The sequence below is a fragment of the Aeribacillus sp. FSL M8-0254 genome, assembly GCF_038008845.1.
In the GTDB taxonomy this organism is placed as follows: domain Bacteria; phylum Bacillota; class Bacilli; order Bacillales; family Aeribacillaceae; genus Aeribacillus; species Aeribacillus composti.
In genome coordinates this window covers 3,316,850-3,340,222 of record NZ_JBBOZY010000001.1, presented here as the reverse complement: position 1 = coordinate 3,340,222, position 23,373 = coordinate 3,316,850, and the positions used below count along the sequence as shown (strand labels likewise).

Sequence of the window (23,373 nt, the reverse complement as noted above, 5' to 3'; positions counted from 1 at the left end):
CTTTTCTTACAGATATAAGGGAGGGAATCAACATTGTGCATCATTTATGCAAAATCAAATCCCGTTGAATCCTTGAAGGAGCACACAGACGAATTATTGAGACAATATGAAAAATTACGTAATGCATATGGCATTTACATACAGAATGAAAGAGTTTGGGAGCTTTTAAAAATTGCCATTCACTATCATGATGCTGGAAAGGTGTATGGACCCTTTCAGCAACGCATTTCAGATGTGATCGGCATTCCTTATAAGGCAAAAACTGAAGCACAAAAATATTTGCCGCACAATTATTTATCTCCATTTTTTCTTCCCTTGGAGAAGCTTTCACTTACTCGTTTTGAACGAAAGGTGCTTATCCAAGCAATTGCTTATCATCATGAACGTGACCATGAGTTAAATTTTGAAGAACTTCGAGAAGCAATTGAACTGGACTTAGTGAAGAAACAAGATCTAGTTCGAAGCCATCTTGAAATTCCTGTTCCGGATCAAATTAAATTGTCCAATCGAGTTTTTAGAGAAATGGAAAAAAGAATTGTCTACGATGAGGAAAAAATAGATGAATATTTATTTTATGTCTTAGTGAAAGGTCTTCTTCATCGAATAGATCATGCGGCCTCTGGGCATATCGATATTGAAGTAGGGATAGAAGAAAATATCGGTGAACGAGCAGTACAATTTATCCTAGAGAAAGGGTCTTCATTAAGAGATGTTCAATTATTTGCGAAGGAGCAACAAGGAAAAAATGCAATTATTGTAGCACAGACGGGAATGGGAAAAACAGAGGCAGCTTTATTATGGATCGGTAATCAAAAAGCATTTTTTACATTGCCTCTTCGAGTCAGTATCAATGCACTATTTGATAGGGTATTTGAACAAATGGGATTCGAGCAAGCCGGACTTCTGCATTCGACAAGCAGCAACTATCTTGATGAAACAGGAAAAGAAAATTGGGAGGTCATCTATGATCAGTCGAAAAATTTTGCTTCAAAATTGCTTTTTACTACGATTGATCAAATTTTAAAATTTCCTTTTAAATATAGAGGATATGAAAAGCTGTATGCAACCATGGCTTATTCGGTAGTTGTCATCGATGAAATCCAGGCTTATGAACCGAAAATTGTAGCGGTATTAATTAAAGCTTTAGAAATGATTAAACAAATTGGTGGAAGGTTTCTAATTATGACAGCGACACTCCCGACTTTATATGTAGAAGCACTTGAAAGTCGTGGAGTAATAAAAAAAGAAGATTACGTATTTCAAACTTTTGTGAATGACGATATTCGTCATCGTATTGCCATATATGATCAACCAATGAGCGATTACTATGAAAGGATCGCTGAAAGTGGGAAGAAGAAAAAAGTATTAGTTATTGTAAATACCGTTAAGCAAGCTGTGGAAGTTTATTCGAAATTGTGTAAACTTACTGATCAAGTATCGCTTCTGCACTCCATGTTTATTCAGGAAGATCGCAGCATTCTTGAAGAAGCCATTAAAGCATTTGACAAAGATCGAAATCAATCAGGCATTTGGGTGACGACTCAGCTTGTTGAAGCATCTATTGATATCGATTTTGATGAGCTTTATACAGAAGTAGCAACATTGGATAGCTTGTTTCAACGATTTGGCAGATGTTATCGAAGACGCTTGCTTGATCACGACAATCCAAACATTTTTATTTTTACTAAAGATGCTTCAGGTATCGGCTATATTTATGATCAAGAAATTGTTTTAAAAAGTATTGAGGCGCTTTCGTTATTTCATGAAAAGTTGATAAAAGAAAAGGAAAAAGTAGAGCTGGTTGCTAATCTTTATAAGCGGGAGTCATTAAAAAATACAAAATTTTTAAAGGAATTTGATCATGCAATGAGGGCGATTGATTCGATTACTGACCATGAATTAACGAACAAAGAAGCACAAAATATACTCCGTGACATCCAGGCTGTTCTTGCGATTCCGAGAAAAATATTTGATGAATATGAGTACCTCTTTGACCAGTTAGCTCAATGTGAAGATCGTTATGAACGCATGAAACTGCGGAAAGAAATTGAGCGAAAAACGGTGTCCATTACCAAAGCCCGAGCAAGAGGTAATACATCACCGATTTTAAAGACGTATCGATCATCTAACGGTAAAGAATATCCATTACTGCCATATATCGAAATATTAGACTTAGATTATGATTTTGACAAAAAAACAAAAAAAGGTACTGGAGTTTCGCTTACTCCTTCTTTATCCCCTTTTGTATAAAGAGGTGTCATTTGTGCGGCTAGATATTCAAGGGATAAAAGTACACTATTATTTTGTTTGTAAAAGGAAGCTGTGGTTGTTTTCAAAAGGTATACAACTTGAGAGTGAGCATGAAAAAGTCGCCATCGGTCAATTGCTTCATGAGCATTCCTATAAAAGAGTACAAATGAAAGAGAAAATGGTAGATGATGTCATAAAACTTGATTTAGTAGATGATGATTATGTCAGGGAAGTCAAAATGTCTAGCAAAATGGAAAAAGCTGATCGGATGCAACTTTTGTATTACTTATATTATTTAAAGCAGATGGGTATTGAAAAAAAAGGGAAGCTTCATTACCCAAAGGAAAAACGAACGGAAGAAATTGAATTAACATCAGAGAATGAGGTGGAAATAGAAAAATTAATAAAAGCGATCAATGCTATTCAATATCAGCCGACAGCCCCGAAAGTAAAGAGACTTCCATACTGTTCATCATGTGCTTACTATTCTTTTTGTTTTGCTCAAGAGGAGTGAGTGAGTTGCAAGATTTTTATGTGTTTTCAAATGGACAATTAAAACGACAGGATAATACTATTTATTTTATCGATGGTGAAGGAAAGAAAAAATCCCTTCCTGTTGATAAAGTATATAAGTTGAATTAAAGATTTACAACTGAACACACAAACGATCGATCGTTTGTTCTGGTTTCTGGTTGATTCGCTGAATAAAGGCTTGGACATTCTTTCTAATTTCTTGCACACTCGAATAGAACACGTTGTAAATCACGTCTGATTTCAGCCATTTCCATAGCCCTTCAATCAAGTTCAATTGCGGACTGTATGGTGGCAAAAAGACGAGCTCTAACCGATCTTCGTGTTCTTTTAAAAATGGCTGAATGAGTTTGGCATGGTGAATTCGAGCGTTATCTAAAATCATCACTATTTTGCCTGTGGGATAGCGTTCTAACACAAGTTGAAGAAATCGAAGAAATGTTTCCGCGTCATAGCGTTCTTCTTCGATGCAAAACACTTCCCCTGTTTCGTAGTTCAACGTGCCAATCAGCTTCAGCCCTTGATGTTTTCCAAACGTCGGAATGATTCGTTGTTTTCCTTTGACAAACCATGTTTTTTGAATCGCTTGGTAATCACGAATCATCGACTCATCTTGAAAGAGGACATGGGCGATGTTCCCATCTACCAGTTTTTTTTTACTTCAGGGAAGGTGATTTCGACGAATTCTTTTTGTTTCTCTTCATCGGCATTGGCTAGTGTATAGGTCGGTTTCGTATAGCTTAGCCCTAACCGATGCAGAATGTCACTTGTTCCGCGAAGCGTGTATGTTGGCCCCCACTTTTGTTGAATGAGTTCAGCGATTATCGCAAGCGTCCAATTATATTTTGCTTCGAATCCCACATCTACGGGGAGCTGATGTTCAATGATCAAAGCCAGCTCTTTTTCCTGCTCAGGGGTCAATCGACGTGGGGCGCCAGGTGAGTATTTCATCTCCAGTCCATCAAGACCGCGCTGGGCGTAGGCATGAATATAGTTATAAATAGTTTTCTTGGATCGACCAATAATCGTTGCGATTTCTCCTTTGGTATATCCCTGCAAATGAAGATAAATCGCTTGGTAGCGTTCATATGCTCGTTTACTTTTTGCTTCTTTCATGGCAGTGGACAACTTTTCGATCTCGTCTTTGTGATTTGGCATCATAGTTTTCTCTCCGTTCCCCTATTTTCTCTTTGTATTTATTCGCCGTGGAACGGGAGAAAACCTTTATTTCAATTTATATAGAAAATCTTCACTTATTCGGAGAAACACAATTTAATAGCAGCTTTTTAAACTTATTGAATCAATATGATATTAATCTACATATATACAATTATTATGGTTTTTATGCTGGTTCATATGTTCCAAGAGAAAAAAAGGTTTCCGGTTTCGTATTAGTTAAACAGGCTGAACATTATTTGAAAGAAGAAAAAAGACTGGATATTGCCCGTTCTTTTATAGAGAGTGCGTCATTTCATATATTGCGGAATTTAAAATCTCATAAAGAAAAGACGACAGATACAATTCGCATAATAACTGAAGAACGAAAAAAATTGGAAAATGCCAATAGTGTTCAAGAAATAATGGGAATTGAAGGCCGAATTCGAAATTGTTATTATCAATCATTTTCACAATTTTTACGTCCTGAGTTCTCTATGGAAAAAAGAGAGAAGCGTCCGCCAACCAGTCCGATAAATGCCTTACTTTCTTTTGGGAATAGTTTAATGTATACGACAGTGTTGACGGAAATATATAAAACACAGTTAAACCCTACGATTAGCTATTTGCATGAACCTTCAGTTAAACGATTTTCTTTAAGCTTGGACATTGCAGAAATTTTTAAACCCCTTATCGTAGAACCGCTAATTTTTTCGCTGATTAATAACCGTCGAATTACACCAAAGCAATTTTCATATGAACATGGCTTCTGTTTATTAAATGAAGAAGGGCGCAAACGGTTTATTGAAAGTTGGGAAAAGAAAATGCAAACTTCTATAAAACATCGAAAGTTGAAGCGTCAAGTAACGTATCGATATTTAATCCGATTGGAATGCTATAAGCTGATCAAGCATGTAATCGGTGACGAAAAATACAAGCCTTTGAAAGCGTGGTGGTAAGTGTGTTTGTCATAATAACGTACGATGTTGGAGAGAAAAGAGTAAATAAAGTTCGAAAAAAATTAAAAGAGTACCTTTATTGGACGCAAAATTCTGTATTCGAAGGGGAAATCACTTTAAGCAGCCTTGCCAAATGCATGTCAGAGCTTGAGGCGATTATTAACAAAAACGAAGATTCGATTTATGTTTATGAAGTGAAAAACCCGCGGAACATAAAAAAGAAAGTGTATGGGCAGGAAAAAAGTTTTGAGACTTTATTCCTTTAATGAAAAAAGCAGTATAATTGATTGTGCCGATTTTTTAAAAATTCAGTAATATGTGATAGTGATTACGAGAATAATGTTGTTATAATAGATTGTATTGATTGACATAGGGTACTAGTGTTTCCAATCTTTTTTTGGGAAGGTTAGTATACATTCATTATTTTAATGAACTCAATTTATGATGATGCATGAAATGGGCTGCTGACGGCTAGTATGTATTTGTAATTTTAATGAAAAAGGCTGAAATGAGACTTGTTTTCGTAGGGATATGGATCAAGATTGGAAGAGTAGCAAGGATAGACAAATATTCTTAGCCTAAGGAATGTTGTTTTTGTCAACAAGTATCAACATTATCTCAATGTTGAAGGCAAAAATCAATATTTGCAGCAAACCTATTATATGAAAAAAGTGATGAAACCTTCGATGAATTCTAGGTTTCAAAGCTTTTTTTCATAGATCTCAAAACACGATTTAACCTTTACTGCAAACTGTACAAATACTTGATCTCGCAAGTTTATAAAAAAGCTTGATACTATCGTTATTTTGGCATTTTTGTTTAAATGGGTTTTATCTGAACTAAGTGGGATATAAATCGGTTTTCTTATGGAGACAGCAAAAGAATTCCTAAAGGTTTTATCTGAACTAAGTGGGATATAAATTACTTAGGTGGGATGAGCGGAAAAGGATTCGGTTTAGTTTTATCTGAACTAAGTGGGATATAAATAGCAAAGAAACAAGCAAAAGGGCAAGTTGATGAAATGTTTTATCTGAACTAAGTGGGATATAAATTGATTCGAACGGCGGTTTGTATATCGAAGTCTACACGTTTTATCTGAACTAAGTGGGATATAAATAGCCCATACAATATAATGTTGAATACTTCTATCTGCGTTTTATCTGAACTAAGTGGGATATAAATAAAATAACCCAACCTTCCGGAGCAACGAATAACTTTCGTTTTATCTGAACTAAGTGGGATATAAATATTTTATCGACTACGTAAATCAAAACACCGTGTTTTTCGTTTTATCTGAACTAAGTGGGATATAAATAATACTGGAGTACGGAGCAGACGGCGAAAAAGCGCTGTTTTATCTGAACTAAGTGGGATATAAATAAATAGAAAGATATGAAACACGCAACTAGAGATAATGTTTTATCTGAACTAAGTGGGATATAAATTCCAGACCTTGCATTAATTAAAGAGCTTGCAACTAAGTTTTATCTGAACTAAGTGGGATATAAATTCACGATTAGCAAAAGCACCCACCTGGACTTTGAAGGTTTTATCTGAACTAAGTGGGATATAAATCGCGAATTTGCTGACGTGTTTTTTGCGGCAGTGAACGTTTTATCTGAACTAAGTGGGATATAAATCGACCTTCTTTAAGCGATAATTCCGTGTTCGCACGAGTTTTATCTGAACTAAGTGGGATATAAATCTTTATGAAAGAGGTTTGGTTACTAGAAGTGAAGCATTGTTTTATCTGAACTAAGTGGGATATAAATCTTTATGAGAAGGGTTTGATCACTAGAAGTGAAGCAGTTTTATCTGAACTAAGTGGGATATAAATTTACATATAAATATCTGCTTTGAAGACATACGTTTGTTTTATCTGAACTAAGTGGGATATAAATCATGAAGTATATTTTTTGTTTCATTGTTGCCATAGTGTTTTATCTGAACTAAGTGGGATATAAATTTAAACCGTCGTAAAAGTAGCTCGGCAAGTTCCGCGTTTTATCTGAACTAAGTGGGATATAAATTAGATTTATTCGGTGCTGTCGTGTCCATTAGTTTTCGTTTTATCTGAACTAAGTGGGATATAAATTGTATTCGTAAACTCATACATGGTCGCAGATAAGGTTTTATCTGAACTAAGTGGGATATAAATCGCAAACCGAATCCTCGACCGGAAATCGAACGAGCGGTTTTATCTGAACTAAGTGGGATATAAATTTTTCATCGTCCAAATATGTGGAATGATGAATAAGTTTTATCTGAACTAAGTGGGATATAAATAAAAAGTACGCAAAGACAGCAGGACGGGACATAAAGGGTTTTATCTGAACTAAGTGGGATATAAATAAAACAGAGCGCAAATTTTATGAGTTTGCTATAAAAGTTTTATCTGAACTAAGTGGGATATAAATAACGAAGGGCGAGGCGCTCACAACCCGGTTGAACAACGTTTTATCTGAACTAAGTGGGATATAAATAAAAATTAAAATAATGTTGAGAAAGAGGGATGAGGGTTTTATCTGAACTAAGTGGGATATAAATTATTTAACGCAAATATATCGCGAAGGAAAAGATTTAGTTTTATCTGAACTAAGTGGGATATAAATTATAGGGGTATGGGTATAATTTTTTATATACCTACGTTTTATCTGAACTAAGTGGGATATAAATTGGTATAGAATGTATTCAGTCGACCAAGTAGGTCTCGTGTTTTATCTGAACTAAGTGGGATATAAATCGCTTATTCGCCATCAACTTCAGCAGGTTCTAAGTCGTTTTATCTGAACTAAGTGGGATATAAATATTAATAGGATACAGGAACGTGTTCTATGGTATTTCAGTTTTATCTGAACTAAGTGGGATATAAATGATAACGAGTAAAAACAACGCACCGACGAAACCAGTTTTATCTGAACTAAGTGGGATATAAATATCACAGAGTTATCGAAAATCGTAAGACAAAAAATTGTTTTATCTGAACTAAGTGGGATATAAATTTGCAAGAACTGTTTATGGCTATTGACAGGCAATGTGTTTTATCTGAACTAAGTGGGATATAAATTTTGGAATGGAATGATAACAAGATGTTCACCTATTCCGTTTTATCTGAACTAAGTGGGATATAAATTATTTCATTTTATACAGTAAATCTATATTTTCAGCGTTTTATCTGAACTAAGTGGGATATAAATTGCAGTTTGTTAAACGATAAATTCGCGATCTTAGCGGTTTTATCTGAACTAAGTGGGATATAAAATGTTTCATTACAGATTCTTTCAGCTTCGCCCAATCAGTTTTATCTGAACTAAGTGGGATATAAAATGAGGGTAAGCGTCAAATCTTGCACACCTTCTTGATGTGCTAATTTCATGAGATAATCTCCTCAAGATGAAATTGAAGGGGGTTTTTTTTATGCCTAAGAATCCTGAATTACGAAAGGTTTGGGAACAACGAATCGCTGACTATCGTAAAAGCGGTCAAACTCAAGTAAACTGGTGCAAGGAAAATCAATGGAGTATTCACCAGTTTAAATACTGGTTAAGAAAAATTGAAAATCCAATCAAAAATCAAGGAAAGTCTACAAAATGGGCATCCGTTACCCTAGAAGATCATTCACAAACAGTTGAAAATTCATTACGGATTGAAATTAGTGGGATTTCAATTGAAGTAAAACCTGGTTTCGATCCGGCCTTTCTTTCAGAAGTGGTTAGGACGTTGAAATCAACATGTTAGCTGGTACAAGAGCTGAACGAGTTTACTTGGCAAAAGGAAGTACTGATTTGAGAAAATCCATTGATGGATTAGCTGCTTTGGTGAAAGAGGGATTTGATTTAGATCCCTTTTCATCAAGCTATTTTGTGTTCTGTAATCGAAAGCGAGATAAATTAAAAATTCTTCACTGGGACTATAATGGTTTTTGGCTTTATTATCGTCGATTGGAAAAAGGAAAATTTCAATGGCCAAATGAAAATGACACTGGAACGATACAAATTAGTTATCGGCAATTACGCTGGTTATTGGATGGTCTTGCAATGGAGCAAAAGAAAGCACACCCAGAAGTAAAGGCTAGAACAGTTATATGAATTTTTTACTTTTAACAAAAACCTTGGAGGAAAATAGCTAAAACCGTCGAATTATTACTACATGATGAAAAATTTAAAGAATCCTACCCAAAACCCATTTGAATTAATTGAAAAACTTCAACAGCAAATCGTTGAATTGACGGCGAAATTACAATGGTATGAAGAACAGTATCGTCTTAGTCAAAAACGAAAATTTGGCTCTTCAAGCGAAAAAACAAATCCTAATCAATTAGAACTACCTTTATTCAATGAAGCAGAGGTAGAGTCTAATGTAAAAGCCGAAGAGCCAACTGTTGAAACAATTACATATCGTCGTAAAAAGAAACGTGGTCAACGTCAAGCTACGTTTGAAAACCTGCCTATGGAAACGATTGAATATCGTTTACCCGAAGAAGAGCAGGTCTGTTCGTGTTGCGGTGAAAAAACACACGAAATGAGCACAGAAGTACGACAAGAATTAGTGATTATTCCGGCTCAAGTCAAAGTTTTAAAACACGTTCGATATGTCTATGGATGTCGTCATTGTGAGCGTAATGAAATAGAGACACCAATCGTTACAGCACCTGCCCCAAAATCTGTGTATCCAAAAAGTTTAGCTTCACCGTCAAGCATGGCATATATTATGAATCAAAAATATGTAGAGGGGCTACCTCTATATCGCCAAGAACAACAGTTCAAACGATTAGGTGTGATCTTATCCAGGCAAACCATGGCCAATTGGATGCTTTATGGTGCCGAAAAATGGCTTGCGCCAATTTATCAACGAATGAAAGAGCATCTCCTCTCTAAAGACATTCTACATGCGGATGAAACAACTGTTCAGGTTTTACATGAACCTGGAAGGTCAAGTACATCGAAATCTTACATGTGGCTTTATCGGACTGGAAGAGAGGATCCACCACTTGTCCTTTATGACTATCAGGAAACTAGAGCAGGAGAACATGCCAAAGAATTCCTAAAAGGGTTTAAAGGATACCTGCATGTCGATGGATATGCAGGATACCATAAGGTATCCGGTGTAACATTAGTTGGATGTTGGGCTCATGCCCGCAGAAAGTTCGATGAGGCTTTAAACGTACTTCCTGAATCCAAACGTCATTCAGCAGTCACAGCTCGGGAAGGACTCAATTTCTGTAATCAGCTATTTGCCATCGAGCGTGATTTGAAAGAATGTACACCAGAAGAACGATATAAAAAACGACTTAAACGCAGCCAACCATTGTTGGAGGCTTTTTCAGCATGGCTAAAAACAGAGAAAAGCAATGTTTTACCAAAAAGTCTATTAGGTCAAGCCATTACATACTGCCTCAACCAATGGGAAAAACTCGTGGCATTTTTAGAGGATGGACGTTTAGAAATCGATAATAATCGAAGTGAACGATCCATTAAACCATTTGTGATCGGAAGGAAGAACTGGATTTTTAGCAATACTCCGAAAGGAGCTAAGGCCAGCTCAATCATTTACAGTATTGTGGAGACAGCAAAAGAGAATAAATTAAATCCATTTTATTATCTTCGCTACTTATTTGAAAGGCTTCCCAATATGGATATAAGCAATATGGATGAGCTTGATCAACTACTTCCTTGGTCCAAAACAATTCCTTTGAATTGTCGGGTTTTTAATAACTTATCACAATAATAGTATTTAATCCCTATCATTAAAAGGTGGGGATTATTTTACGCTTACAAATGAGGAAACTCATGGAAGGTGCAACGACTACCGCAAGGTTTTATCTGAACTAAGTGGGATATAAAATTGAATTTTTCAATCCATTCCCCAGCGTTGCTTTCGGTTTTATCTGAACTAAGTGGGATATAAAATTCTTTTTGGGGATGAATTTAGCTTTAAACCCTTTAAGTTTTATCTGAACTAAGTGGGATATAAAATTAATACCGCATATGTTTTACCGTTGGAACGTTCACCGGTTTTATCTGAACTAAGTGGGATATAAAATCTCTTTCTGAAGTATGAATGCAATGCATACCGTTCTTGTTTTATCTGAACTAAGTGGGATATAAAACATTTCCAATATCTTCAGTTTGCTTTTTGGTCTCGTGTTTTATCTGAACTAAGTGGGATATAAAACTCATCAGCAATGAGGAAGTCGGTGCCATCCTAGAGTTTTATCTGAACTAAGTGGGATATAAAATGTAAATGCCATAATCGCTGTTAACTGGAGAACCCGGTTTTATCTGAACTAAGTGGGATATAAAAATTTGTATGGGAGTGACACCACATCAGATGGAAAAATCGGTTTTATCTGAACTAAGTGGGATATAAATAGAAGAGGAAGTGTTGACCATTCAACTGCAGGTGGGGTTTTATCTGAACTAAGTGGGATATAAATAAAGATATTGGAGCACAAGTAACAACATCAACCGCGTTTTATCTGAACTAAGTGGGATATAAATTGCGTTTCGGTATGCCGATCAGATGGATCAACGACCGTTTTATCTGAACTAAGTGGGATATAAATCGTGGAATTAAATTCACAAATGCATCAGTTGCTGGTTTTATCTGAACTAAGTGGGATATAAATTTTCCAGGCGTATGGAAGATACAGCCTTGTACTTGCGTTTTATCTGAACTAAGTGGGATATAAAGATTAATCTTCTAAGAAAAGAAATGTCTGATCAGTGTGAGTTTTATCTAAACTAAGTGGGATATAAAGTCCAAACGAATCCATTCTTACGACAAAACGCCTGTGATTTTATCTAAACTAAGTGGGATATAAAGTTTTTTCCGTTAGAACCGAAATAAAAAGTAGATTTGTTTTATCACTAAGTTGGATTTAAATAAGGGGAACTTGAACGAATTCGTACAGGTTGAAAATGGTTGTATCAAAACAAAGTGGGATATCAAACCGCTAAGGCTAATTTAAGCGTTAATCATTTCATAAGCAGGCAACACGAATATAACGGAAAAGCTGGAGAAGAACAGTGCCTACTTTCTTAATTTTTGTTTTATACTAGCTTGTCTCAATGATGGTTTCCGTCTTCAAAGGACGGGTCAGTGCTTACTCTTTCTCATAAATCATTTGTACAAATGTGTGATTCTTTTTAATGAAAATATTTTTATAAAGGTTTAAAATGAAACATATACTAGTGCTTTTGTCATAATGCAAGAGAAATTAGCATTGCATGAATCAGAGGCTGGTTTAGGGGGAGTTTCCAATGGCTTGAAAAAGCGGTGAGACGATAATGAATATAAGCTTCTAAAGGTAAAATATTTTATCTATTTGGTTAGCATTCGGCTTGCTTCTTATTCGTGATGCCATTCGGAAAGATTTTATATTGCATTTTTCCCGGAATGGTTGTTTTTATATTTTAGTCGGTGCTCAAAATAGAAAAATTTTTGGTTATGCGGCAGCTTAAGTGCTTTCTGGTTTACCTGTTTTCTTTTTAGTATTTTCCGGTTCTTTTGCAACAGGTATATTCAAATAGCTTCCTACTTTGCCGCTTTCATTTTAGTGATTTCATACGTTCTTTGCCGATGTGTAACCTCCAACTAGAAAAAGAAAAAAAGTTACATAAGAAGGTACGAGGGGGATTATTATGATACGGATGTATAAAAATTTAAATATTGGCTGGAAATATTCAATTGGTTTGATCGTAACAGTGGGATTATTTATTATAGCGTCTATTATTATAGGAAACCAATTTTTTCAAATAAAAAACAACATTGAACAAATTGACCGTAGAGGAGAAAAGGCTGTACATATAACGGAAATGGCTTCGCTTTTCAGGGCTGCTGATATTCGAGTTAGCGATTATATGAATACAATGGATGAAAAAAACTTGCAAGAGTTTAATGATCGTATGCAGGAGTATGAAGACAAAAAGAAGGGAATAGAGTCTCAACTGGAGACTAAAAATCAACGGGATTTATTAGCAAAGATTGAAACAAACAAGGAAATGATTAATGATCTGTTTTTAAACGAGCTAGTTCCGGCTTTGAAGGGTGGAAACAAGGAAGAAATCGGCAAGTTAAGAGAACAAATCGCTGAATTGCGTACAGAAACAGTTGCTCAGCTAGATCAATTGACAAAGGCTGTAGAGGAAGAACGCATTGTAGCTGTCAATCAAACATTCAATGTTATGCAGCACAGCCTACTCATATTGGTTTTATCTGTCCTTTTATCAATCGTTCTTGGGGTAACAGTGGTTTTCCTTATTACACGGACGATAAGGAAAAATTTACTTGTAGCAGTAAAAATGGCGAATCAAATCGCAGACGGGAACCTGCAAGGTCATGCAGTCATTTATGACGGTAAAGACGAAATCGGCCAATTAATCAATGCTATGAATAAAATGAAAGGAAACTTGCATCAGATTATTGGACATATGACAAATGTTTCAGGCAATTTAAGCAAACAAAGCAGAACGCTGTCACAATATTCCGAAGAGGTTCAGCAAGGCAGCCAACAGATTGCTTCTACCATGCAGGAATTATCAAGCGGTGCTGAAGAACAAGCGAACTCTGCATCAGAGCTATTAGAACAGATGAATGAATTTGAATCGATCGTAACAAATGTATTAAAAAATCAACAAGAAGTGCAGACATTTTCAGACTCCATGCTTACTCTGACGGAGGATGGCAGTCAGGCAATGATAAAATCAATCGAAAAAATGGAATCAATTGATGCGAAAATTCAAGGTTCACTCGCAATGGTAAAAGGGTTAGATACAAAAACAAACGATATTGCCAAATTAATTAACGTCATCCAAGAAATTGCCGATCAAACCAACCTTTTAGCGTTGAATGCTGCGATTGAGGCTGCGAGAGCAGGAGAACATGGAAAGGGTTTTGCAGTTGTCGCTGATGAAGTGCGCAAGCTTGCAGAACAGGTAGCTTCCTCTGTTTCGGAAATTACTTCTATCATTCAAGGCATTCAAACTGAATCTAAAAATGTTGTTATTTCATTGGAGGATGGCTATAGAAACGTAGCAGAAGGTACGGAAACTATTTCCAAAACAGGTGATATTTTTAATGAACTAAAAGAGACCATTAAAAAAGTCTCGCATAAAATTCGCGGTATGTCAGAATCGATTAACAGTGTTCTTGACAATACGAAAAAAATGGGAGAATCCATTGAAAGTATTGCATCTGTATCAGAAGAATCTGCAGCTGGAATAGAAGAGGTGACAGCTACTGTTGAACAGTCTAATTCTTCTATGAAGGAAGTAGCAAATTCAGCAAAACATTTGGATAAAGAAGCAATGGATTTTGATCGATTAATACAGCAGTTTAAAATTTAGTTAGTTTTTGAGATTGTATGTAACACACGTCTATTTTAAAAAATGAGGGCCATTTCAAACTTTGATAAATGTAAGTTTGAAATGGCTTTTTGTAATGCGTTTTGAAATGAATTTTTTAAGTTTCAAAATAATAATGACGGTGAAGTCCACAGCCTGGATTAAACTGCGCATTGCAGTTCGGGCATTGATATGCACTGTGTAAATACTCATTAATAGTCAATTCTTTCCCGCAATGGCCGCATAAAATCGCCTTCTCATCAAACAAGGCTTTGGGCCAAACTTGTGGATTTCCGCATCCCTCTTCCTCATGGCATTTATGACATGGATAATAAGTCTGGCAGCAATAAAATTTGATTGCAATAATATCCACATCTTTATGGTAATGCTTGCAACGAGATTGTCTGTCGACAACTTTACCTTTCACTTCTATTCCATTTATGTGCATTGGCTTTTCACCCCAGTTCAAAACGTCTTTATCATGTGCCACAAACAGAACGAAAAATCGTCATTTTTTTATATAAAAGTATAGCATAACTGTTTCTTTCAATTGTGCTTGGTTGTGATGACTTTGGGGGCTGTCTTAGAAAGTCAAATCGCCATTGAAAACAAAAAATCATAAACACCGATATATCAACGTTTCTAAAACATTAATGAGGGCGTCAATAAGCCGATTTTCTAGAAATAGATCAGTCTTTTCTTGATGATTTTGTGATATTGAGCAAAAACGATTATTTTAATGGCGCACAATATGGGCTTAGGGCATGCCGCAAAAGGACAAAGGTGCAGTTCGAAATTTGGGAAGCGATGAGGTTCAAGCGAAATTCATAAAAGTGCAAGATAAAAAGAGGTACCTAAATTGTTTCCTATGAAATGGAATAAAGAAAATACTGTATGCAAAATTGTTTAAAGAAGGCTTGAAACGGGCAGGATTACATATTAAAATTCCTCTTTTTTAGGAATAACAGAACAGCTAAACATAAAAAAACAGTTTGTTTACCTTATCCCTTATTTTCGTCTTAAAATACAAAGCTTTGTTTGCGTGTTACATAATAATAGTATATAATAGTATTAAGTAACATGGATTAAGGGGAATAACTATATGGAATATGTTGAAGCTCTAAGAGATATAAAACAAATCAATGCCATGAAAAGATATTTAAAAAAGCATTCAGAGCGAGATTATGTACTCTTTGTGTTTGGCATCAATACCGGTTTAAAGATCACAGAAATATTGGAAATAAAAGTAGGAGATGTTTTGGGGGATGACGGCTACATAAAGGATTTTTATCTGCTTCCACATAAAGAATCTAAAACGACTAAGGAAGTGTATCTCAACCAAAAAGTAAAAAGGGCGATTCTCCACTATATCCAATCGAGACAATTGAACCGCGAAGATTATTTATTCCAGTCCGCGAAAACGAAAAAGCCCATCACGCGTCAACAGGCTTACCGCATTATCCATCGTGCCGCAGAAGCGGTCGGCATACAAGGGAAAATTGGAACGAACTCTATGCGTAAAACCTTTGGATTTCATGCCTATAAACGAGGAGTCGCCATTTCTTTGCTTCAGAAATATTTTCACCATTCGTCTCCTTCTGAAACACTCAAATATCTAGGAATTTCGAAAGATGAAAAAATTAGAACGGAAATTGATGTAAACCTTTAATATTCAACAACCTTAATCCATTCATTTAAAACATTTATAGAGGGAGGAATTTTTGCATGAATATTAGAGAAAGTGAACTTCCGGGAATTGGATATAAGTTTGAAATTATTACAAAGAACCAAGATAAGCTTGTTATTGTCATCCATGATGATGGACGGAGAGAAATTTATCATTTTGATTCAGATGATCATGATGAGGTTTTAAGTACTGCCACATTTGATGACTCAGAAGCAAGACAAATTGCTGGAATTTTAGGCGGAATGGCATATAAACCTAAAGCATTAGAAACCGTTGACTTTGCGTTTGATGATTTAATTATTGAATGGTATCAAGTAGAACCTGGTGCACCAGTTGTGAATAAAACGATCGGTGAGATTGATATAAGAAACAATTATGGAGTTACGGTCATTGCTATTAAGAAAAAAAAGACAAAGAAGACACACAACCCAGGTCCGGATACGGTGATTGAGGCAGGAGATACATTAGTAATTTCAGGAGAACGAAACCAACTAAAACAACTAGTTAACAACTTATTATCGAACAAAGGAAAGGAGTGAGGTTTATAGATGGATCATTTAGTCTTTGAAGTTGGAACAGCACTTGTCCTTGTTGCAATTGCAGCTATTATCGCAAATAAGCTTAAATTTTCCATTATCCCTTTCCTGATTGTCCTAGGTATGCTTGTTGGCCCGCATGCCCCAACGATTGGGATTATCGACTTAACCTTTATTGAAAGCAAAGAAATTATCCAATTTTTAGGACGCATTGGTGTTCTGTTTTTGCTTTTTTATTTAGGTTTGGAATTTTCTGTTGGAAAATTGATGAAATCAGGCCGAAATATTGTGGTAGGCGGGAGTCTTTATGTAGCAATCAATTTTGTTTTAGGCCTTTTATATGGACTTATCGTCGGGATGCCATGGATGGAGACTCTTATAATTGCTGGGCTTGTCAGCGTGTCTTCCAGTGCAATCGTCGCCAAAGTCCTTGTTGATTTAAAAAGAACAGCAAATCCAGAAACAGAGTTAATCCTTGGGATCATCTTATTTGACGACATTTTCCTTGCTTTATTTTTAACCACAATGTCAGGTGTCTTGCTTTCCGGCTCTACTTCTGTCCTCGGTATCATTACCTCTGTTCTTATTTCGGTTGGCTATATGCTGCTGTTTTTTTTCATTGCACGAAAAGGTTCGCCTTTATTAAATAAATGGTTGAATATTAAATCTGACGAAATTTTCATTATTGTTATATTTGCTGCATTGTTTTTTGTTGCTGGTTTTTCAGAAACCCTTCATGTTGCAGAAGCGATTGGCGCATTGCTGTTAGGTCTAGTTTTTTCAGAAACTGACTATCGAGACCGCATTGAACATCTGGTAGTTCCGTTTAGAGATTTCTTTGGCGCAATCTTCTTTTTCAGCTTTGGATTGAGTATTGATCCATCAACATTAGCTGGTGTGATCTGGTTAGCTTTAGGCGCTGCCGCACTCACAATTGCTGGGAACTTTGTAGCTGGTATGATTTCGGGGAGGAAAGCAGGGCTATCCCATAAAGCATCTACCAATATTGGTTTAACCATTATGGCTCGTGGAGAATTTTCGATCATTGTTGCAAATTTAGGGATTACAGCAGGATTAAGTCCCATTTTAACTCCTTTTACTGCCCTTTATGTTCTTATTTTAGCGATCATAGGACCGCTACTTGCGAAAGAAAGCAAAAATATTTACAAGTTTTTAAATAAGATTTTCAAATGGAATAACACACCGGAAAAGAAAAAAATAAAAGTCCCAGGCGAGTAGCTCGCCAATGGGAAATTTTAAGCTCAATGAACATTATTATACACTAAAAACATCTCTCAAGAAATATAGAAATAAAACGCGAAAAATGTACGTAAGCTGTTTTCAAAAATTTATTGAAAATGCAGGTTTTCTCCTTAAAACAGAAAACCTGCATTCCTTGTAAACTATTACTTTGCGTATAAAATTTCGCATTTTTTGTTTGCGTTTCTTTAACGTATGGATCGAAGCGGCTGAACAGAATGTGCATTTGCTTGTTGACAGTTTCGCTACATAAAATCATCATTGTTGCTGTTGTTTCAATGTACATTTCGAATTTGTTGCACCACTTTTAATTGACATCATTTTATTGTAAAAGATAATGATTGACAATACTTAAAAATATTTTCCCTGAGACGAGAAGCGCACGCTCGTCAAAGTCAAAGCGGGGATGGTGATGAGGATAATGAGTTTTTGGATCGTCTCCTCTTGCGCCGACATGAAAATAAACACCTGGTTTATGCTTTAAATAGTATGCAAAATCTTCTGCTCCCATTGACGGCTGATAATTATAAAAACAGTCAGATGCATACGTCTCGCTAATAATGGCTCGCAATTGTTCGGTTTCATTTCTAGGATTGATAACTGGAGGATAGCCGTTTAAATAATCAATTTCGTAGCTTGCGTGCGAAGCTTGGCATAGTCCTTGAACAATCGCTCTGATTTCCTCCTCAATTTGCTTCCTAACGTTTGGATTAAATGTTCTTACTGTCCCTTCTATTCTAGCGTTTTCTGCAATGACATTGAAAGCTGTTCCAGCTTGAAACACACCAACTGTCACAACAGCTGAATCTATCGGATTCACGCGTCTGCTGACAATTTGCTGCAAGTAGTTCACAATTTGGCTGCCGATGACAAGAGCATCTACTGTTTCATGCGGACGGGCCCCATGGCCTCCTTTTCCTTTTATTTGAATCGTGAATGCATCGACAGCAGCCATAACGGGTCCTTCTCGTAAGCCTATTTTGCCGTACGGAATATCAGTAGAAACATGTGCGCCAAATACAAGGTCAACATCGTCCAGGCATCCATCTTCAATCATAAACTTGGCGCCGCCGGGCGGTTTTTCCTCCGCGTGCTGAAAGATGAATACGATGTTGCCTTTTAAACGGCTGCGATCGATTTCACTTAATACTTTTGCAACCCCGAGGAGAGCTGCTGTATGCCCGTCGTGGCCGCAGGCATGCATAACTCCTTTTACGGACGATCTGTAAGGAGAGTCATTCTCTTCATGGATCGGAAGCGCATCAAAATCTGCGCGGAAGGCAATGGTTTTTCCTTCTTTTCCGCCCTTAATCATTCCGATAACTCCATTTCCACCGATTCCGGTTTTTACCTCAATCCCAAAGGAGGAAAGCTTCTCTGCAATAAATTTTGGTGTATTTTCTTCTTGGAAAGAAAGCTCAGGATGCCGATGCAAATATCTTCTCCATGAAACCAATTGTTCGAAATTTTCCATTAAAGAACGATGAAGCTCTTTAATCATTTTCGCACCTTCTTTCAAAAATTATGATCCTTTTTTTCGATTAAAGTTTGTTAAATCATCATCAAAAATATGAAGTATCTAGTGGTCTAGCTGGGAAGAGAAGTAAGCTGAGTTTTAAGATCAAAAGTAACTCTTTAGCAGCGTTAGATAAAACTCGTCTTTACTTCTAAGCCAACTAAAAAAGGCTTCATCATGTATTATTTTCTTTAATATTTCGCCTTCTTTAGAAGTACGAAAACTGCTTTTTCAGGTATGGTTAAATATTTTAATCACCAATTCTTTATTAAACCTATACAATATATTGCAATTACTTAATATTCATTTTACCTCCCTTTTTTTGTCACACCAAGTAAAATTTTTCATTTATTTATATTTTACAGAACCATTTAAGAATGCATTCGCTGCCTCTATATAGAACTCTAGTAGAAACAAAAGAGGTTAACTCATGAAAAGTTCGCTATTTCTCAAAACGAAAGAACCAAGCTGGAAAAGAGATATAAAGAAAGCGCCATAAAAATAATCAAACAACCAGAAAATAAAAATGACCTGTCCTTTTCCTAAAGCGAGAAATGTAATATTCGATGATTGGTTTTTAAAAACAACACGTCCGGATTAGTACCATAAGATAAGCTGCCATCTTCTTTTCCGGGTTTCTACCATTTTTAAATTGTACATTCCAGAGTGGTTTAATAATTAATTCTTTTTTTCTAGAATATAATGTATCTCTAATTCTTCAAGATCCAATACTAAACCATCATACTTTCATCAAATGATCGAAAATATTCACCCCAACTTATTTATTTTGACATCATTCCATTTTTTACCTTATTAACAATCCAGCGGTTGTTTTTGAAAAACCGTTTTTACCTGACGTTTAGTTCATCTATACGCAAATTTGCTGAATTCTCCTTTGATTTTTAAGTATTTTTAACATTGTTATTTAATTTTCGTAATTTTATAATGAGCGTGTAAATAATTTTCATTATTCTGATAAATGAAAACGTTTTTTTATACACTAACGCATCAGAAATATTTGATACATGCAAAGGAACTGTTGGAATACCGAAATGTTTAGAGGAGTGAATAAAATGAAAGATATCGTTTTGCTGGAAGGAGCAAGAACGGCATTTGCTGAAATATCTGGATCATTTCGAAATACTACTGCGACTGATTTAGGTGCATTTGCGGCTAAAGAAGCTATTCGAAAATCTAATATTTCGCCTGATGAAATTGATCATGTTGTGTTTGGAAACGTTCAGCAATCAAGCAGAGATGCACACATTTTAGCAAGACATGTTGGATTAAAAGCCGGCACCCCGATTGAAGTTCCTGCCGTAACGATTAATCGTTTATGCGGGACGGGGATTGAAGCAATCCTAACAGGCGCCCGCTACATTTTAACGGGAGAAGCAAATGTTGTGCTGGCTGGCGGCACGGAAAATATGAGTCAAGTACCGCATGTCATTCGCGGTATGAGATGGGGAAGTCCTCTAGGTTCGCCTGTTGTAGAAGACTGGTTATGGGATGGACTATATGATACGTATGGCGGCTGCACAATGGCTGAAACAGCTGAAAATTTAGCTGTCAAATATAATTTAACGAGGGAAGAAATTGACCGTCATGCTTTATCTAGCCATGAGCGTGCGATTGCGGCGAGAGAAAAAGGGTATTTTAAAGAAGAAATTGTACCGGTTACTGTGAAAGGAAAAAAAGGAGACATCATTATTGATCAAGATGAACATATCCGCCATACGAGCATGGAGCAGCTTAGTAAATTAAAGCCTAGATTTATTGAAAATGGTGTTGTCACGCCGGGAAATGCAAGCGGTATGGTTGATGGAGCAGCAGCTGTTGTCATTGCATCAAGTGATTATGCAGAAGAAAAGGGGTTAAAACCGATTGCCCGCCTTGTTTCCTGGGATGTTGTAGGAGTAGAACCGAAGTATATGGGGATCGGTCCGGTTCCTGCTATTCAAAATGCATTAAAGAAAGCAAATTTAACGATTTCTGATTTGGACTTAATTGAAATCAATGAAGCTTTCTCTGCTCAATATTTAGCATGCCAAAAAGAATTAGGCTTTGATCTTGAAATAGGAAATGTAAATGGGGGAGCCGTTGCGCTAGGACATCCTCTTGCTGCAAGCGGAACAAGAATCACGACAACTCTTATTTATGAATTAAAAAGGCGAAACAAAAAATATGGCGCTGTATCTGCATGTATTGGCGGAGGACAAGGAATCGCCGCTGTTTGGGAAGCGCTGTAAATCCGCAGAAAAAATTGAATGCTTCGGCTACACGAGAAAATAACGGGTTAAATATATTGTCGGATCAAGCCTTATTTGTTTCCATTCGGCAACGGGATTTCAAAAGAAAAATGGGACAACTGTATCGGAATGTCAACTGCTGATGCAGAACATATTATTGAAGCAGTCTCTGCAACTTTTTTGATTATAAGAGAGTTGATGATAAATAAAAAGGTATGAAATGTTCAGCTGCTGTTGAAGCTGCCTTTTAATTCCGGCTTGGAAAATCTATTTTGAATGAAAAAGCCTCTAGACTGATGAACTTCGTCTAGAGGCTTTCTATTTTATGATGCGGATTGCTTTAAATATGTTTCTCCTTCAGGTTTTGCCCGTTTGATAAAGAAAGTGAGAACGAGGGCGATCAGTGCAATTAACACTGATATTTTGAAAGAAAAGTTGATTCCATTTAGCATTGCTTCATTCATGATATCGGCCATTTTTGCTGGATCACCCGCTGCGGATTGCGCCAATCGCTCCGCTTCCGACTCTGCTTTGTTTTGCATGAGCGTGACCAGCAGCGCTGAACCAGCAGCTCCTGAAACTTGCTGCAACGTGTTGTTCATCGCTGTAGCGTGCGGGTTCATGGTTTGCGGCAGCTGATTGATTCCGTTTGCCATGACGGGCATCATCACCATCGACATTCCCAACATTCTTAATGAGTACATAAGCATTAAAAAGCTGTAGGATGTATCCATTGTTAAGTGGCTGAATTCATATGTTGTAAAAATGGTAATAGATAAGCCGATAATGGCGAGCGCTCTAGCACCAAATTTATCAAAAAGCCTTCCTGTTATCGGCGACATAATTCCCATGATGATTGCTCCCGGCAGCATTAAAAGTCCGGAATCAAAAGGTGAAATCCCGCGAATTGTTTGAATATATATTGGCATAAGCAGCATCGCTGAGAACATCGTCATCGAAAGGACGATCGAAATAGCGGATGATAAGGCGAACATCGGATATTTATAAATTCGAAATTGCAAAAGAGGCTCTTCCATTTTTAATTGCCGCACAATAAACAAGACTAAGCTGATCGTTCCGACAATAATGGTTCCATATACATAAACGGAATCCCAGCCTTTTTCCCCGGCGGAGCTAAACCCGTATAAAATGCCGCCAAACCCGATGCTTGATAAGATGAGCGATAAAATATCCAAAGATATTTGTTTTTGCGGCAAAATGTTTTTTAATTTAAAGATTGCAAGGATGAGTGTGAGAGCAGCGATCGGAATAACGATGTCAAACAATGTACGCCATGAATAATGCTCAACAATCCATCCGGATAGCGTTGGCCCTATCGCTGGCGCAGTGATCATTACGAGTCCAAAAAATCCCATTGCTGTGCCGCGCCGTTCAACAGGAAAAGCGACAAGCATGACATTCATTAATAAGGGAGCCATGATCGCTGAACCGGCCGCTTGAAACATTCTTGCAACCAATAACACGCCAAATGTCGGCGAAAGTGAAGCTAGCACTGTACCGGCTGTAAACAAGCTCATTGCTGTAATATATAGTTGGCGATTCGTAAACTTTTGCAACAAGAATGCGCTGGCAGGAATTAAAATCCCATTAATCAGCATGTAGCCTGTTGACAGCCATTGCGCGGATGAAGGAGATATTTCAAAATCCTTCATAATGGATGGAAGTGCAACATTTAGAAACGTTTCGTTAACAAAAGACACAAAGGCACCAACAAATAAAATGGCAATCATCCCATAAGGCGGTTTGTTTAATGTTTCATGATTGGTCAAGCGAGAATCCTCCTTGTACTTATAGTATATTATTTTATACTGTTGTTATAAAAGATAATAATAATATATACTGATAGTATAAAAAAATCAACAATA

At 36.5% G+C, this 23,373-nt stretch carries 17 protein-coding genes and 2 CRISPR repeat arrays; of the genes, 13 read left to right on the top strand and 4 right to left on the bottom strand.

All coding sequences use genetic code 11. The features are described 5' to 3' along the window. Positions 1 to 33: 33 nt before the first annotated feature. Genes cas3 through NSQ44_RS16160 form a run of 3 tightly spaced genes read left to right on the top strand, consistent with a single transcriptional unit; the run spans position 34 to position 2,892 of the window. Positions 34 to 2,250: a CRISPR-associated helicase Cas3' gene (gene cas3, locus NSQ44_RS16170; protein ID WP_340857656.1), complete on the top strand. Its 2,217-nt coding sequence runs from the start codon at positions 34 to 36 to the stop codon at positions 2,248 to 2,250. 13 nt (positions 2,251 to 2,263) lie between these two features. Then, positions 2,264 to 2,764, top strand: a complete 501-nt coding sequence (gene cas4 / locus NSQ44_RS16165) for a CRISPR-associated protein Cas4 (RefSeq protein ID WP_235600436.1) — start codon at positions 2,264 to 2,266, stop codon at positions 2,762 to 2,764. Positions 2,765 to 2,769: 5 nt separating this feature from the next. Further along, positions 2,770 to 2,892 carry a hypothetical protein gene (locus tag NSQ44_RS16160; RefSeq protein ID WP_340857655.1) on the top strand — a complete coding sequence of 41 codons (123 nt, stop codon included), beginning with the start codon at positions 2,770 to 2,772 and terminating at the stop codon, positions 2,890 to 2,892. 4 nt (positions 2,893 to 2,896) lie between these two features. Here the strand turns inward: NSQ44_RS16160 and NSQ44_RS16155 are convergent. Continuing rightward, positions 2,897 to 3,942, bottom strand: a protein-coding gene (locus tag NSQ44_RS16155; RefSeq protein ID WP_015374552.1) for an IS630-like element ISBs2 family transposase whose coding sequence is annotated in 2 segments (ribosomal slippage) — positions 2,897 to 3,436 and positions 3,439 to 3,942 — 1,044 coding nt in all. Because the reading frame shifts where the segments join, the coding sequence is not laid out codon by codon here. A gap of 44 nt (positions 3,943 to 3,986) precedes the next feature. Here NSQ44_RS16155 and cas1b point away from each other — a divergent pair. The 6 genes from cas1b to NSQ44_RS16125 all read left to right on the top strand — a co-directional run bounded on the left by cas1b (position 3,987) and on the right by NSQ44_RS16125 (position 14,242). Next, complete coding sequence (gene cas1b / locus NSQ44_RS16150; RefSeq protein ID WP_340857654.1) at positions 3,987 to 4,895, top strand: type I-B CRISPR-associated endonuclease Cas1b; 909 nt, start codon at positions 3,987 to 3,989, stop codon at positions 4,893 to 4,895. Between the two features lie 2 nt (positions 4,896 to 4,897). Next, positions 4,898 to 5,161, top strand: a complete 264-nt coding sequence (gene cas2 / locus NSQ44_RS16145) for a CRISPR-associated endonuclease Cas2 (protein ID WP_063387729.1) — start codon at positions 4,898 to 4,900, stop codon at positions 5,159 to 5,161. A 561-nt stretch (positions 5,162 to 5,722) separates the two neighbouring features. After that, a CRISPR array of direct repeats spans positions 5,723 to 8,222; the repeat unit is 29 nt; unit sequence GTTTTATCTGAACTAAGTGGGATATAAAT. Between the two features lie 90 nt (positions 8,223 to 8,312). Beyond that, on the top strand, positions 8,313 to 8,633 hold the full coding sequence (gene tnpA, locus NSQ44_RS16140) for an IS66 family insertion sequence element accessory protein TnpA (RefSeq protein ID WP_003352856.1): 321 nt from the start codon (positions 8,313 to 8,315) through the stop codon (positions 8,631 to 8,633). Beyond that, a complete protein-coding gene (gene tnpB, locus NSQ44_RS16135; RefSeq protein WP_157727923.1) occupies positions 8,627 to 8,983 on the top strand; it encodes an IS66 family insertion sequence element accessory protein TnpB in 357 nt (118 codons plus the stop codon). The genes tnpA and tnpB overlap by 7 nt, the downstream gene beginning before the upstream one ends. A gap of 61 nt (positions 8,984 to 9,044) precedes the next feature. Further along, on the top strand, positions 9,045 to 10,622 hold the full coding sequence (gene tnpC, locus NSQ44_RS16130) for an IS66 family transposase (RefSeq protein WP_340857653.1): 1,578 nt from the start codon (positions 9,045 to 9,047) through the stop codon (positions 10,620 to 10,622). Positions 10,623 to 10,710: 88 nt separating this feature from the next. Beyond that, positions 10,711 to 11,720: a CRISPR direct-repeat array (repeat unit 29 nt; unit sequence GTTTTATCTGAACTAAGTGGGATATAAAT). Between the two features lie 818 nt (positions 11,721 to 12,538). Then, the gene (locus NSQ44_RS16125) at positions 12,539 to 14,242 is read left to right on the top strand and encodes a methyl-accepting chemotaxis protein (protein WP_340857652.1); all 1,704 of its coding nucleotides are present in this window, start codon (positions 12,539 to 12,541) and stop codon (positions 14,240 to 14,242) included. 115 nt (positions 14,243 to 14,357) lie between these two features. Here the strand turns inward: NSQ44_RS16125 and NSQ44_RS16120 are convergent, their stop codons facing one another. Then, positions 14,358 to 14,687, bottom strand: coding sequence for a CHY zinc finger protein (locus tag NSQ44_RS16120; RefSeq protein ID WP_066250083.1), 330 nt, complete (start codon positions 14,685 to 14,687; stop codon positions 14,358 to 14,360). A gap of 654 nt (positions 14,688 to 15,341) precedes the next feature. Between NSQ44_RS16120 and NSQ44_RS16115 the strand changes: the two genes are divergently transcribed. Genes NSQ44_RS16115 through NSQ44_RS16105 form a run of 3 tightly spaced genes read left to right on the top strand, consistent with a single transcriptional unit; the run spans position 15,342 to position 17,701 of the window. Then, positions 15,342 to 15,908 (top strand): tyrosine-type recombinase/integrase, encoded by a 567-nt coding sequence (locus tag NSQ44_RS16115; protein WP_130157422.1) that lies wholly within the window; start codon positions 15,342 to 15,344, stop codon positions 15,906 to 15,908. Positions 15,909 to 15,964: 56 nt separating this feature from the next. Next, positions 15,965 to 16,465, top strand: a complete 501-nt coding sequence (locus tag NSQ44_RS16110) for a cation:proton antiporter regulatory subunit (RefSeq protein WP_066250077.1) — start codon at positions 15,965 to 15,967, stop codon at positions 16,463 to 16,465. A 9-nt stretch (positions 16,466 to 16,474) separates the two neighbouring features. Beyond that, the gene (locus tag NSQ44_RS16105) at positions 16,475 to 17,701 is read left to right on the top strand and encodes a cation:proton antiporter (protein ID WP_340857651.1); all 1,227 of its coding nucleotides are present in this window, start codon (positions 16,475 to 16,477) and stop codon (positions 17,699 to 17,701) included. Positions 17,702 to 18,044: 343 nt separating this feature from the next. On the opposite strand, the gene NSQ44_RS16100 is transcribed toward NSQ44_RS16105, so the two are convergent. Then, positions 18,045 to 19,223: a M20 metallopeptidase family protein gene (locus NSQ44_RS16100; protein WP_066250069.1), complete on the bottom strand. Its 1,179-nt coding sequence runs from the start codon at positions 19,221 to 19,223 to the stop codon at positions 18,045 to 18,047. Positions 19,224 to 20,311: 1,088 nt separating this feature from the next. Between NSQ44_RS16100 and NSQ44_RS16095 the strand changes: the two genes are divergently transcribed. Continuing rightward, positions 20,312 to 21,487 carry an acetyl-CoA C-acetyltransferase gene (locus tag NSQ44_RS16095; RefSeq protein WP_063386832.1) on the top strand — a complete coding sequence of 392 codons (1,176 nt, stop codon included), beginning with the start codon at positions 20,312 to 20,314 and terminating at the stop codon, positions 21,485 to 21,487. 323 nt (positions 21,488 to 21,810) lie between these two features. Here NSQ44_RS16095 and NSQ44_RS16090 read toward each other — a convergent pair whose 3' ends face one another. After that, positions 21,811 to 23,238, bottom strand: a complete 1,428-nt coding sequence (locus NSQ44_RS16090) for a DHA2 family efflux MFS transporter permease subunit (protein ID WP_340858288.1) — start codon at positions 23,236 to 23,238, stop codon at positions 21,811 to 21,813. Positions 23,239 to 23,373: the final 135 nt, after the last annotated feature.